At 67.0% G+C, this 13,011-nt stretch carries 11 protein-coding genes; 4 read left to right on the forward strand and 7 right to left on the reverse strand.

Going from position 1 to position 13,011, the window contains the following annotated elements; all coding sequences use genetic code 11:
* Window positions 1-55: 55 nt before the first annotated feature.
* Together JOE57_RS11365 and JOE57_RS11370 are read right to left on the reverse strand one after the other, a co-directional pair.
* Window positions 56-985: an EamA family transporter gene (locus JOE57_RS11365; RefSeq protein ID WP_204918039.1), complete on the reverse strand. Its 930-nt coding sequence runs from the start codon at window positions 983-985 to the stop codon at window positions 56-58.
* Window positions 986-1,013: 28 nt separating this feature from the next.
* Window positions 1,014-1,742 (reverse strand): TCP-1/cpn60 chaperonin family protein, encoded by a 729-nt coding sequence (locus JOE57_RS11370; RefSeq protein ID WP_204918042.1) that lies wholly within the window; start codon window positions 1,740-1,742, stop codon window positions 1,014-1,016.
* 76 nt (window positions 1,743-1,818) lie between these two features.
* Between JOE57_RS11370 and JOE57_RS11375 the strand changes: the two genes are divergently transcribed.
* Complete coding sequence (locus JOE57_RS11375) at window positions 1,819-2,199, forward strand: DnaJ family domain-containing protein (protein ID WP_204918044.1); 381 nt, start codon at window positions 1,819-1,821, stop codon at window positions 2,197-2,199.
* Window positions 2,200-2,217: 18 nt separating this feature from the next.
* Here the strand turns inward: JOE57_RS11375 and JOE57_RS11380 are convergent, their stop codons facing one another.
* From JOE57_RS11380 to JOE57_RS11395, 4 genes are read right to left on the reverse strand one after another with little or no spacing between them, the layout of a single operon-like run.
* Window positions 2,218-3,930: an ABC transporter ATP-binding protein gene (locus tag JOE57_RS11380; RefSeq protein WP_338041273.1), complete on the reverse strand. Its 1,713-nt coding sequence runs from the start codon at window positions 3,928-3,930 to the stop codon at window positions 2,218-2,220.
* Window positions 3,927-5,603, reverse strand: a complete 1,677-nt coding sequence (locus JOE57_RS11385; protein WP_204918046.1) for an ABC transporter substrate-binding protein — start codon at window positions 5,601-5,603, stop codon at window positions 3,927-3,929. Before JOE57_RS11385 ends, JOE57_RS11380 begins: the two co-directional genes overlap by 4 nt.
* Before the next feature lie 35 nt (window positions 5,604-5,638).
* Complete coding sequence (locus JOE57_RS11390) at window positions 5,639-6,640, reverse strand: ABC transporter permease (protein WP_204920397.1); 1,002 nt, start codon at window positions 6,638-6,640, stop codon at window positions 5,639-5,641.
* Window positions 6,640-7,575 (reverse strand): ABC transporter permease, encoded by a 936-nt coding sequence (locus tag JOE57_RS11395; protein WP_204918048.1) that lies wholly within the window; start codon window positions 7,573-7,575, stop codon window positions 6,640-6,642. The genes JOE57_RS11390 and JOE57_RS11395 overlap by 1 nt, the downstream gene beginning before the upstream one ends.
* A gap of 208 nt (window positions 7,576-7,783) precedes the next feature.
* Between JOE57_RS11395 and JOE57_RS11400 the strand changes: the two genes are divergently transcribed.
* The 3 genes from JOE57_RS11400 (at window position 7,784) to JOE57_RS19180 (ending at window position 11,598) form a co-directional block, all read left to right on the forward strand.
* Entirely contained in the window at window positions 7,784-9,256 is a 1,473-nt protein-coding gene (locus JOE57_RS11400) for a polysaccharide deacetylase family protein (RefSeq protein ID WP_204918050.1), read from the forward strand.
* Between the two features lie 158 nt (window positions 9,257-9,414).
* The gene (locus JOE57_RS11405; protein WP_204918052.1) at window positions 9,415-10,011 is read left to right on the forward strand and encodes a PNPOx family protein; all 597 of its coding nucleotides are present in this window, start codon (window positions 9,415-9,417) and stop codon (window positions 10,009-10,011) included.
* Window positions 10,012-10,119: 108 nt separating this feature from the next.
* Complete coding sequence (locus JOE57_RS19180) at window positions 10,120-11,598, forward strand: CHAP domain-containing protein (protein ID WP_204918054.1); 1,479 nt, start codon at window positions 10,120-10,122, stop codon at window positions 11,596-11,598.
* Window positions 11,599-11,601: 3 nt separating this feature from the next.
* On the opposite strand, the gene JOE57_RS11415 is transcribed toward JOE57_RS19180, so the two are convergent.
* A complete protein-coding gene (locus tag JOE57_RS11415) occupies window positions 11,602-12,939 on the reverse strand; it encodes an MFS transporter (protein ID WP_204918056.1) in 1,338 nt (445 codons plus the stop codon).
* Window positions 12,940-13,011: the final 72 nt, after the last annotated feature.

A 13,011-nucleotide genomic window follows, 5' to 3' on the forward strand; every position in this document is an offset into this window, starting at 1 on the left:
TGGCCCACTGACACTCTGTTCCGAGTGCCGCTCCCGGCCGGCCTCGGTGCCAGTGCTAGTCCGCAGACGGGCTGCTGGTGGATGCGACCCGCTCGCGCGACTGGTCGTGCGGCACCGGGCGCCGCCGCCACAGTGTGAGTGGCTGCCCCAGCACGACCGCCGACAGCACCAGGACCGCGCCGAAGAGCTGCCAACCGTTCAGGGTCTGGTCCAGCACGATCCAGCCGATGACCGCAGCCACCACGGGGTTCAGCAGGGAAAGAAAAGTGACCGAGCTCGCCGGGAGCCGCTGCAGAGACCAGAACCAGAGCGCGTACGCGATGATCCCGCTGAACAGCACGAGATAGACCAGACCGCCGATGTTGCGGCCCGTGAGCCGGTCCGGGAGGCCCTCGAAGAGCAGGGTGAAGGGCAGCAGGGTCAGACCGCCGAGCAGGAAGGTCCACCCGGTGAAGCCCATCGCGTTCATGCCGGGTGGTTGACCCCAGCGCTTCGTCAGCACCGTGGCCACGGCCATCATCGAGACCCCGACCACCATGGCGAGCACACCGAAGAGGTCGAGTCGGGCCGTCGAGCGCAGCACGAGCAGGGCGACACCGAGCGCACCCACCAGACCGGCGACGATCTGGACCGGACGCACCCGGGCGCCCAACCAGGGGACCGACAGCAGCACCACGAGGATCGGGCTGAGCGAGTTGATCACCGAGGCCACCCCACCCGGGAGGCGGTAAGCCGCCACGAAGAGCAGCGGAAAGAAGGCCGAGCAGTAGAGCACCGACAACAGCAGGAACCGCAGCCGCCACCCCAGCGGCGGGACCCTGGTCCCGATCACCAGCACGAGTCCAGTCGGCAGCGCTCTCATCGTGGCCACCAACAGTGGCCGGTCGGGCGGCAGGAAATTGGTGGTGAGGATGTACGTGGTGGCGAAGATGATCGGGGTCAGGACGCCGAGGTATCCCCAGTTGGCGTGTCTGGTGCTGCTCACCCTGGTGCCAACCGTTCGGTGGGAGCCACTATTCCGCCGAGCTGATGTCGTCGGTGTCCGAAGCCGAGGGAGCAGTGATGATGAAGCTGGTCGAGGCGGAGCTGACCCACCGCTCGCAGCTGCCGAGCATGTCAGGCGGCACGAAACTGGCCTGGAGGTCGGTGTGGCTGACCGGAACGCCACCAGTAGCCCCAGCGACAGGCCGCAGCACAGCGGCGTCCTCGCTGACGACGGCCAGCAGCGGCATCGTCCTCCTGATCACGTTCACCTCCAGAGTCTTCAACACCTCCTCCGACATCGACGGTGCGCAGACCACCAACGGAGTCCTGCTCAAGATCAACTTCTCCAGTACGGGCAGCAGCTCGCGGATGGAGTCGACCCGGTCGGAGCAGATCAGCACCCGCGGCCGGTCCAACACCGACCACGAGGCGGCGGAGTCGGTGACGAAGGCCGGCGACGCATAACCAGCACCGATCCTGGTGGTGCTGGTCGCATCCAGCTGCTGCGTGATCTTCTGTCGCTGGCTCAGTGTCAGGGCGGTGGGCGGGGCATCGGCGGGTGGTCGCCGTGCCTGCAGCTCGGACAGGTAGTGCGGCGCCGGCGCGTCAGGGCGGAACTGCGGAATGACACGTTTGGGCGGAGCCAGCATCTCTGCCGCGGCGCGCCTGTTCCTGCCCCGGTCCGACAAGGCTCCGAAGACGATCACGGCGAGGCCGACCACCATGACGGCGATCAGTCCGACGATCCACGGATCCATGACCTCAGCCTGCCACAGCGTGGTCGGGTAGAGTTCGGGCCGTTGGCGCACTCGACTCCGAGGCGGTGTTGCGACCATGCCCCCTTTCGAATCCTGGATAGACCGACAGATCCGCGAGGCCCAGGAGCGAGGTGAGTTCGACAACCTGCCCGGCAGCGGGAAGCCGATCAAGGGACTCGACGGCCGTCCTGACGAGAACTGGTGGGTCAAGGGCCTGATGGAGCGGGAGAAGATCTCCGCACCGCTGCCTGGCTCGCTCCTGCTACGCAAGGAGGTCGCCAACCTTCAGGAAGCCTTGGCGGAGGAACGATCGGAGGACACCGTGCGCGCCATCATCGAGAACCTGAACAGCCGGATCCGAGAGTCCCGGATCCGGGGCATCGACGGTCCGAACATCTTCATCAAGACCGTCGATGTGGAGCAGGCTGTGCAGACCTGGCGAGAGGGACGCGGCTAGCGGCGCTGGCCGCCGGGGCTACCGGCTGAGCAGCTGCCGGGCATGTCGACGCTCGCTCTGTTCCCGTGGATCGGGTACGGGTGCCGCCGCGAGCAGCCGCTGCGTGTACGGCTGCTGAGGCATGGTCAGCACTGTGTTGGTGGGCCCCTGCTCGACGATGCGGCCATGATGCATGACCGCGATCTGGTTGGTCACCTCACCGACGACGGCCAGGTCATGGCTGATGAACAGACACGCAAAGCCCAGCCCGGCCTGCAGGTCGCGCAGCACGTCGAGGACTCTGGCCTGCACGGACACGTCGAGGGCGCTGGTGGGCTCATCGGCGATCAGCAGCGCTGGGTTGGTCGAGATGGCCCGCGCGATGGCGACCCGCTGCCTTTGCCCACCGGACAGCTCGTGCGGATAGCGTCCGGCCAGGGCGGCGCTCAGCTGCACCGCCTCCAACAGCTCGCGCACCCGTGATCGCAGCTGCGCCGAGTCATGGCGCCCCTGCAGCCGGAGGGGTTCACCGACACTGCGTCCGATCGTGTGACGGGGATTCAGGCTGGAAGCTGGGTCCTGGAAGACGATGCCCAGCCGGGTGCGGGCCCGCCGCAAGGTACTCCGGGAGGCCCGGGCCAGATCAACGCCGTCGAGGAGCGCGTGCCCTGACGCCACTGGAACGAGTCCGGCGAGGGCCCGGCCCACCGTTGACTTGCCTGATCCGGACTCGCCGACCAACCCGACGGACTCCCCGCGCGGAATCGACAGGGTGACGTCGTCGACCGCCCGCACCCCGGAGCCCAGGTCCCGGCCGTGGTAGACGACGCTGGCCCCGACCAGCTGGGCTGCCAGAGCCGGTTCCGGTGGCACCGGGATGCTGTCGGGTGGGGTGGCCGGCCGCTCGGTCAGCCGGAGGGCGGCCAGTCGGGGTACCGAGTCGAGCAGCGTCCGGGTGTAGCTGCTCTGCGGTTGGGCGAAGACCGCACCGGCGGCCGCTGCCTCCACGATCGTGCCGTCCTTCATCACGGCCACGTCGTCGGCGATGTCGGCCACGACACCCATGTCATGGGTGATCAGCAGCATCGCCATCCCCAGCCGGTCCTTGAGGTCGCGGAGCAGATCGAGGATGCCGGCCTGGACGGTGACGTCCAGAGCGGTGGTGGGCTCATCCGCGATCAGTGCCAGCGGGTTGTTGCCGATCGCCATCGCGATCATGGCGCGCTGCAGCTGGCCACCGGACATCTCATGCGGGAAGGCTCTGGCGATCCGGCGCGGGTCGCGCACCTCCACGGAGTCGAGCAGCTCCAACACTCGCTGTTTGGCCTGCTGCCTGGACATGGCGGGCTGGTGCTCACGCAGACCCTCGGCGATCTGGTTGCCGATCGTGAACACCGGGTTGAGCGCGTTCATCGGCTCCTGGAAAATCGTGCCGACCTGGCCACCACGGACCTGGCGCAGCCTCCGGGTCGATGCTCCGACCAGCTCCTCCCCCTGCAGCCGGATGCTTCCGGAGAAGCGGGCAGTGGCCGGCAGCAGACCGAGGGTGGACATCGCGGTCACACTCTTGCCGGAGCCGGACTCGCCGACCAGAGCGAGCACCCGACCGGGTAGGAGGTCGAAGCTGACCCCGTGGACGACCTCACGCCAACCACCGTTACGCCAACCACCGTTACCGGGCACGCCGGCGGCCGTGAACGAGATCGAGACCCCGTCCACGGCCAGCACCGGCGTAGTCACCCTGGTGTTCACTGCTTGAGCGTCACCTTGAGGTAGTTGGGATAGGCGGGGAAGGCGCCGATGAAGAAGTTCTGCACATTCGAGCCGTGCAGGAACGAGTTCTTCGTGTAGGTCAACGGGATGATCGGGGCGTCTTCCATGATCTTCTTATCGACCTCGGCCCACAGCTGTCCGGCCTTGTCCTGGTCGACCTCGCCGATCGCCTGCTTGATCATCTTGTCCACCTCCGGGTTGCTGTAGCGGGAGGTGTTGTAGTTGCCGTTGCCGATCTGGCTCGAGTCGAACAGCGGCTGGATGTTTCCGTTCGGGCTGGGGAAGTCGGGCTGCCAGCTCCCGAGGTAGAGGTCATAGTCGCCCTTGTTGCCGGTGACCTTCTCGCTGAGGGCGTTCGAGTCCAGCGGCTGAAGCGTGATCTTCACGCCGGCCTTGGCGAAGCCCTGCTGCAGTGCCTGCGACTGGGCGAGCGCGATCGGGTCGTTGGAGGTGACCAGAGTCAGCTTCAGGTCAGAGGCGTGTCCCGTTGCGGCCAGCAACTTTTTGGCCTTGGCCATGTCACCCGAGTCGGGCGCCGGATAGAGGTCGTACTCCTGACGGCCGGGGATACCTGGCGTGATCAGCGTCGTGGCGTTCTCACCGGAGATCGAACCACCGGCAGCGATCTTGTACGCCTGCCGATCGGCCGCGTACTGCAGCGCCTGTCGCACCTTGACGTCCTTCAGCGCACCACGGGTGGTGTTGAAGGCGAGGTAGGAGAGGGCGCCTGGCTGTGAGGTGACGAGCCGACCTTTGACGTTGGGATCCTTCTGCGCCTGGGCCAGCTGGGCGGCCGGCACGAACTGGGCGCCGAAGGAGTTCTTGGCGTCACCGGAGTCGGAGATCAGCGCCTGGGCCGCAACGGTGGGGTCCTGGCTCAGCTTGAAGATGATCTTGTCCGGTCCCGCGGTCCGTACGTCGTCGGTCTTGGGGTCCCAGCTGTCGTTCCGGGTCAGGTTGAGGGCGACGCCCTGTTGGTAGGACTCGACCTTGTAGGGCCCTGAGGCGGCAGGCTTCTCGCCGTAGGTGTTGGGGTCGTCCTTGGCCTTCGGAACCGGCGTGAAGGCCGGCGTGGAGGCTACCCAGGGCCAGTCGCCGTAGGGGCTGTTCAGCTTGAACACGATCGTCTTGTCGTCGGGCGTCTCGATCGAGGAGAGCTCGCCGCCGGAGTAGGGACCCTTGTATTTGTCCCCACCCACCAACAGGCCCTTGTGATAGCCCAGGCCGCCCGAGAGCTCAGCGGCGAACGAGCGCTCCAGTCCGTACTTGATGTCAGCTGAGGTGATCGGGCTGCCATCGTCGTACTTGAGGCCGTCCTTCAGCGTGTAGGTCCAGGTCTTGCCGCCGTCGGTGGCCTTGCCGATGTCGGTGGCCAGGTCTGGCACCACCTTGGCCGGCTGGTCCGGGGAGATGTCCCAGGTGGTCAGCCGACGGTTGACCAGGCCGAGGGAGGTGATGGCCAGGCTCTGGCTCTTGGCCGGGTCGAAGCTGATCTCGGTCTGGGCGGTCAGGATGTTCAGGGTGCCGCCCTTCTGCGATGACTGCGGCGTCTGGCTTGCCCCCTTTGATCCGAGCTCCGGGTTGGCGTTGCAGCCGCTGAAGAGCAGGGCGGCGGACAGTGCCACCGCCCCGATCCGTGCTAGGCGTCTCATATTGCGTTCGTTCCTCTCATGGTGACGGTCGAAGGTCAGCTGGAGCCGGCCTTGATGCGGGGGTCCAACAGGCCGTAGGTGATGTCGACGACGAAGTTGGCCAGGATGATCAGGAAGGCGGAGAACAAGGTGATGCCGACCAGCACCTGCAGGTCGAGGTTTCCGACGGCGTCCAACAGCAGTGCCCCCAGTCCCTGCATCGAGAACACCTTCTCGGTGATGACGGCGCCGCCGAGCAGGCCACCGAGATCCAGACCGAAGACGGTGATCACCGGGATCAGCACGTTGCGCAGGGCGTGCCTGCCGATGGTCCGCGCCTCACTGAGTCCCTTGGCGCGGGCGGTGCGGATGTAGTCCTCGCCCATCACCTCGAGCATCTGACCGCGGGTCAGCCGGGTGTAGATCGCCGCGTTGATGAAGGCGAGCACGAGCCAGGGCAGGATGAGGTGCCACAGCCAGTCGACCGGACTCTCGGTGAGGGGGACATAGCCGCTGATCGGCACCATGTTCAGGGTGAAGCCGAACAGCAGGATGCCCAGCAGGCCGACCAGGTAGGAGGGTGCGGAGACGCCGGCGATGGAGAATGTCATCAACGAGCGGTCCAGCAGCGTGCCACGACGGAGCGCGGAGACGACACCGGTGCCGACCCCGATGATCAGCCAGAGCACCGCCGCACCGATGGTGATGGAGAGGGTGACCGGGAACCGGTCCCAGATCAGGTCGGTGACTGGCGCGTTCAAGCGGAACGAGTAGCCGAAGCAGGGTGCCGAGCAGTGGATCGCCGCCTGGCCGGAGCCGAAGGTGCGGCCGCCGATGATGCCGCCGACGAAGTTGAGGAACTGCTGCCACCACGGCTGGTCATAACCCATGAAGGTCTCGGCCGTCGCCAGCCGGTCGGGTGTGCAGGGCCGGCCGCAGGACAGCTGTGCCGGGTTGGCCGGCAGCAGGTAGAAGATGGCATAGCTGATGAAGGTGATGACCAGCAGGACGATGATCATCCCGAGCAGTCGGCCTCCGATGAACCTGGCCGTACGCATCACCGGCCCAGGCTTTCCGACCGCGGATCGAGTGCATCGCGAAGGCCATCGCCGAACAGGTTGAAGCCCAGCGTGGCGAGGAACAGCGCAGCACCCGGGAACACCAGGAACATCGGATCCGTCTGGACCCAGCTGATCGCCTCGCCGATGGAACGGCCCCAGGCGGGGGTGGGCGGAGGGACCCCGACACCGAGGAAGGACAGGGCTGCCTCCGCGCCGATCTTGCCCGGGATGGAGATCGTCGCGAACACGATGATGGTGGCGGCCAGGTTGGGCAGCAGTTGGCTGAAGAGGATGTGGAACGCGCCGGCGCCGGCCGCCTGCGAGGCCACGACGTAGTTGCGCTCCTTGAGCGCCAGGGTCTGACCGCGGACGACGCGGGCGATCGCCGGCCAGCCGAAGAAGCCGATCACCAGGATGATCAGCAGCGACTTGGGAAATCTCGGTGGTGCGATGGCGCCGAGGGCGATCATGAAGATCAGGCCGGGAAAGCCGAAGACGACGTCGATGGTGCGGCTGAGGATCCGGTCCGTCCAACCGCCGAAGTAGCCAGCGACGATGCCGATCAGCACACCCAGGGCGACCGAGACGACGGTGGCGGCGACACCGACCAGGATCGAGGTGCGGGCACCGTAGACGACCACGGCGAACAGGTCGCGGCCGGTCAGCGGCTCAACTCCGAACCAGTGCCTGGCGCTGATGCCACCACCGAAACCCGCAGGTGCCGTGGTCTCGTCCAGTGCCCCCAGGTCGTACTCGTACGGCCCGTGACCGGAGATCCTGGTGATGAGCGGGGCGAGGGCGGCCACCAGGATGAAGAGGATGACCAGCGCACCGCCGATGACGGCGGCCGGGTCATGGAGCAGTCGGCGCTGGACCTGGCGTCCGTTATGCGGCGTCTCGAGGACTGGTTCGATACCCGCTGGGGTCGCCATGCAGTTCCTCTCCTGTCGCGCTCCGGGTTGCGTCGGCAAACCAGGCTGCCACAGTAGGGAATCCGGTCACCGCCTGGGGTCAACAGGTGGGATATGGACTTTGTTTCGCCGTGGTCTGTGATGTGCGTTACAGGGAGGGACTTTCGCCTCTGTATCGCGACGCGACCGCTCTCTAGGGTTCTTGCAGTACGTCCGAAGGACACCGCTCATGTTCTGCACCCTGCGCCGCAGCCTCGGCTGCCTGGTCGCGCTGGCCGTGGGGGCGATCAACCCCCTGGTGCTCACCCCGACCGCGTCGGCCGCGACAGTGTGCCCGACACCGGCGCGAAACATCATCTGGTCGGCGCCGGGGTCCGGGAAGACGGTCGCGCTCAGCTTCGATGACGGTCCAGGAAGGGCCACCCCTGAGATCCTGAAGATTCTGCGCAGGTACAACGTGCGCGCCACCTTCTTCGACACCGGCCTGCACGACTCCCAGCGGCCGACAGACACCAAGGCGATCTCCGGTGAGGGCCACCTGGTGGCCGACCACACCTGGGACCACCGGTACCCCTATGAGGTTGCGGGCGGCTGGAGCGCTGCCTATCTCCATGACCAGTTCGCCCGGACCAATGCGCAGCAGCGGAAGCTCACCGGCAAGACCAGTTGCTTCTTCCGTCCGCCGGGCGGCTTCCTGCCCTCCGGCGTGGTCGCGGCCGCAGCGCGCGACGGGATGTCCACGGTGATGTTCAGCGTCGACACTCAGGACTGGAAGCAGGCCTCCACGACCACGACGGCCTCCATCGAGATGATCGAGCGGAACGCTCGGGCCGGCTATGCCCAGCAGCATCCGATCGTGCTGATGCACACCGCCAAGGCCAGTCACGAACCGGAGTCGGAGGTGACGAGCAACCGGAGCAACACCGTCGCCGCGCTGCCGGTCGTCATCCAGGGTTACCTCGACCACGGCTACCGCTTCGTCGACCTGAACGGCACCAGCGGTCTACCGGCGAGATACACGACCCTGTCTGTCAGCACGGGCAGGGTGAATGTCCCGGTAGGGCGGGCAACGCTGGCAGTGACCGGCACGGTCAGAAGCGTCTCCGGGCCGGTGGTGGCCAAGAGCGTGCGCTGGTATTCCCGTACCCACGGCACGACGGCCTGGACCTATCGCGGCACCGTGCTGACCGACAGCAAGGGCGTGGCGCGCGCGAACGACCGGCCGGCGCGCCCGACGGACTACACGATGCTGTTCCGGGCGACGAGCGGCTACCAGGAGGCGAAGACGACCGGCTTCCGCTACCTGTTCACCTACCGGCCGGCTCCTGCGGTCGCTGGTGTCTCTCGGCTCGGGTCCTGTGTGGACGGCGGTGGCGTGGCCTGGCGGTCGAAGGTGACGTGGGGTTCGACGTACGTCTCCTCCGGTGTCACCCGGGTGTCGGTAAACTTCGCCGGCTGGACGACGACCAGGTCCGGCATCATCCCCACCGACTCGGTCGTCAAGAGCTACGACGGCTCCGGGCGCCTGCTGCAGACGTTGACCCGGACGGCCTCCGTGAACTACACCGGAGGCACCTTCTATGACGCGCGCAACCCGCTGAACCCTCCGTCGGCGCCCGGTCGGGCCAAGGTCACCGTGAGCACCGGGGTTGATGGCGATGGCAAGGCGAACTGCACTGTGACCTTCCGCCAGCCCAGCTGAGACCTCAGCCATCTCAGGCGGGTGACCGCGGGACTTCTGCCCCTACCCGGGCAGTGCCCGCGAGGAGAACCTGGAGACATCATCCCCACGCGGAAGGTCCGATCATGATCAGACATCGCCCACCTGGTCGGCGCAGGCGCTCCCCCTCAGGAGTCACTGTGGTCATCATTCGCCGCGGTGGACCGGGGCCTCGGCGCCAGTCGTGGTCGACCTCAAGCCACCCGATCTTCCAGCGGCACGATGCTGCTCGAGATGGGCATTCGCTGCGGACGATGCTCGGGGTGGTCGGGGGCGTCCTGGGCGTGCTGGCGGCCTTCTCGATCGCGCTACGGCTCGGCGGGGAGCGAACGAGGGACGTCGTCAAGGTGATCAACAAGTGGGTGCTCAACCCGGCGATGCTGACGGTCGCAGGGCGACGGCACTGGTACGCCTCCGTGGTCCATCACACGGGGCGCCACTCCGGGCGGCCGTATCAGACCCCCGTTGTCGCCGTGCCCGTGGAGGACGGTTTCGTCATCCCGCTGCCGTACGGGGAGAATGTCGACTGGCTCAAGAACGTCCTCGCGGCGCGTCGGGCGACCTTGGTGACTCGGGGCGTCACCCACGAGCTTGTCTGGCCCGAGGTGGTTGACGCCAGTGTCGTGCTACCCCTTCTCGACGATGAGCACCGAAGGGCCTGGCGGCGCTATGGGATCGAACGGTTCGTCCGATTGAGTCCACGCCAGAAGGTCTCGCCCTTTGAGCCCGGTGCATAGCGCGGCTGGACAAATCGCTCATTACCATGCACTCTGTGTCCCACAAGTGAGGCGCGCCGGGGGGCAACCACTTGGCCCCCCTTTCCCTTCGCTTCTCAGGAGCCCGCCGTGGGACACTCCGCCTTGCGCGCCCAGACCCGCTCATTCCGACTCGTGGTTGCCCTCGTCGCCGCCACCCTGGTGATGTTGCTGAGCGGTGCCGAACTGGCCGCCGCCGATCCGCCATCCGCCGGCTCAACGCTGACGATCAAGGCTCCGCAGTCGATCACCGCCGGCACGTCGGCGAAGATCAGTGGCACCCTCTCAGCCGTGTCCGGCGCCAAGATCGCGTCTGCCCCCATCGTGGTGCGCTGGCGCACGGTCGGCGCCTCGAAGTGGAGGGGAGCAGTCAACGTCAAGACCTCGAGCAAAGGGAACTGGTCGACCAAGATCGCGATGTCGCTGAACACCGAGTTCAGCGCGGAGTTCGCCGGCTCCTCAACAGCGCTTGGCGTGAAGAGCGTTGTGGTGCGCACGTCAGCAGTTCAGTCGATCATGGTCACGACGCTCTCACCGAGCCGGCCGGCGATAGGCCAGTTCCTGACCGTGAAGGGAACGGTCAGCCCCGCACTGCGCTCGACGACACTGAGCCTGCAGCGCTGGCGGAACGGCGCCTGGACGACCTTGCTGAAGACCAAAGTGTCGAGCACCGGCACGTACTCGGCCAAGATCCGCATTGCCGACGCCTCCACGCAGATCCTGCGGCTGCGCAGTGGATCGCGCAAGTCGATCACCCGCGCGTTCAGTGCGACCCGGAACGTCTACGTGGCGGTGACAGCGACGCTCGGCACCGGAGCGACCCTAAAGGCTCGGCAGGTCCTGATGTCGCCCAACGGCGTCTACAGCGCCACCCTCCGAACCGACGGCAACCTGGTGGTCACCGACAGCCTCGGGGCTCCGCTCTGGGCGTCCGGGACCTCGGGCAGGAGCCCTGCACTGACCATGGGCACCGACGGCAACCTCGCGCTCGGCTCGTCCGGGCGGTCGTTGTGGTCCACCGGCACCAAGGGGGGCGCGGCCGTCCTGGTGATGCAGAACGACGGCAGCCTGGTGGTGTTCTCCAAGGGCACATCGCTCTGGTCGTCGACGAAGGGGACCGCGGCGAAGGTGCAGCCCGCGGCGTGCTGGTCGGTCAGTTTCGACTGCATCAGCTTCAGCAGCTATCGGCCGTACACGAGCTATTGGGCGATGTACTCCGGGCACAACTGCACCAACTACGTCGCCTACCGGATGATCACCAAAGGGGTGACCAGGTCGCCGTGGGGTCTCCCCGGTGGGTCGGCCTGGCAGTGGCGTGCGAACGCCAAGAAGGCCAAGATCAAGGTGGACACTGTGCCGACGGTCGGTGCGGTCATCCAGTGGAACCGCTACACCTACGGCGGCGGTTCCAGCGGTCACGTCGCGTATGTGGAGAGCGTGAGCCGGACCTCCATCGTGATCAGTGAGGACAGCTGGAGCGGTCATGGCGCGGTGCGCACCATCCGCCGGGACAGCCCGTCGTTCACCAGTGCGCGCTTCATCCACATCAAGGACGGCGGGAGCAACTAGCGGCTAGCCGAACTCCGGGTTCTCGGTGTCCGCCGCGGCGCGCAGGTTGCGCTGCCGGACCGCATGCTCGTCGGTGCGCGAGTCGTAGTGCCAGAAGTCACGGAGGGCCGCGGCTGTCACCGCCACTCCGGCCACGCAGAGCACGCCGCCACTGATGATGGAGGTGCGTACGGTGGTCAGATCGGCCACCACACCGGACCGCAGCTGGCCACCGAGCGGACCGATGGAGTAGGAGAGCATCTCGATCCCAGCCAGCCGGCCACGCATTGAGTCGGGGATGGTCTGGTGCCAGATCACCCCGCGGAACACGCCGCTGATCATGTCGCAGCCGCCGGCCACGGCGAGCAGGGCGACGGTCAGCCAGAGGTTGGGAGCCAGCCCGGCCAGGCCGATGGCGGCGCCCCAGCCCATTGCCGCGAGGGTGACGGCACGGCCGTGGCGATGCACCCGCGCCGTCCAGCCGCTGGTGAGGGTGGCGATCATCGAGCCGATGGCCTCGGCGGTGTAGAGCAGGCCCAGAGCCTCGGGCTGCCTGAGGACTTCGATGGCGAGGGCCGGGAACAGCACGATCGGCATCGCCATGAACATGCCGACCATGTCGACGACATAGGTGCCGAGCAGGTCCTTGCGGCGGACCGCGTAGCGGATCCCCTCGGTGATCGTCGCCAGGCTCGGCGGTTTGCTCTCCCGGGCAGGGGGAAAGGGGCGCAGCCGGATCAGCATCAGGGTGGCCACAGCCATGCCGACCACCTCGACGGCGTAGGCGAGCCCGACGTCGAAGCGAGCGATCAGCAGGCCGCCGAGGCCAGGGCCGACCAGCATGCCCAGCTGGGATCCCAAAGCGGAGACGGAGATCGCCGCCGGCAGCTCGTCATGCTTGACCACCAGCGGGATGAGCGCCTCGCGACTGGGCCGTTGCAGTGCCGACGCGGTCGACATCAGAGCGCCGACGACATAGAGGACCCACGTGTGGGGGTCTTCGAGGAGCGCATTGGCGAGCAGCACACCCACGAGTGCGGCCTGGGCGGCTCCGGTGACGAGCTGCAGCCTGCGACGGTCGACATGATCGGCGAGCGCGCCGCCGTACAGCCCGAAGATGATCAAGGGAACCAGCTGCACAATCCCCATGGCGCCAACGGCCAGGTTGGAGCCGGTCAGCTGGTAGAGCTGGTAGGGGACCGCGACGTAGCCGAACATCGCCCCGAGGTAGAAGATCGTTCCCGAGATGAAGAGCGTCCGAAAGTCCCGCGACGTCCGCAACGGCGTGATGTCGATCCGGGCGCCGAGCAGGCGTCTGCGCCAGCCACCCTGTCGTGCTGGTGGGGAGTCGCCGGTGGTCACGGTGGCTCATTCTGACAGACGGCTCCGGCGCCCCGGCCTTGAACGCCCCCACCTCCTACGGTTGAATGAGCA

The organism is Microlunatus panaciterrae (assembly GCF_016907535.1).
GTDB classification, from domain to species: domain Bacteria; phylum Actinomycetota; class Actinomycetes; order Propionibacteriales; family Propionibacteriaceae; genus Microlunatus; species Microlunatus panaciterrae.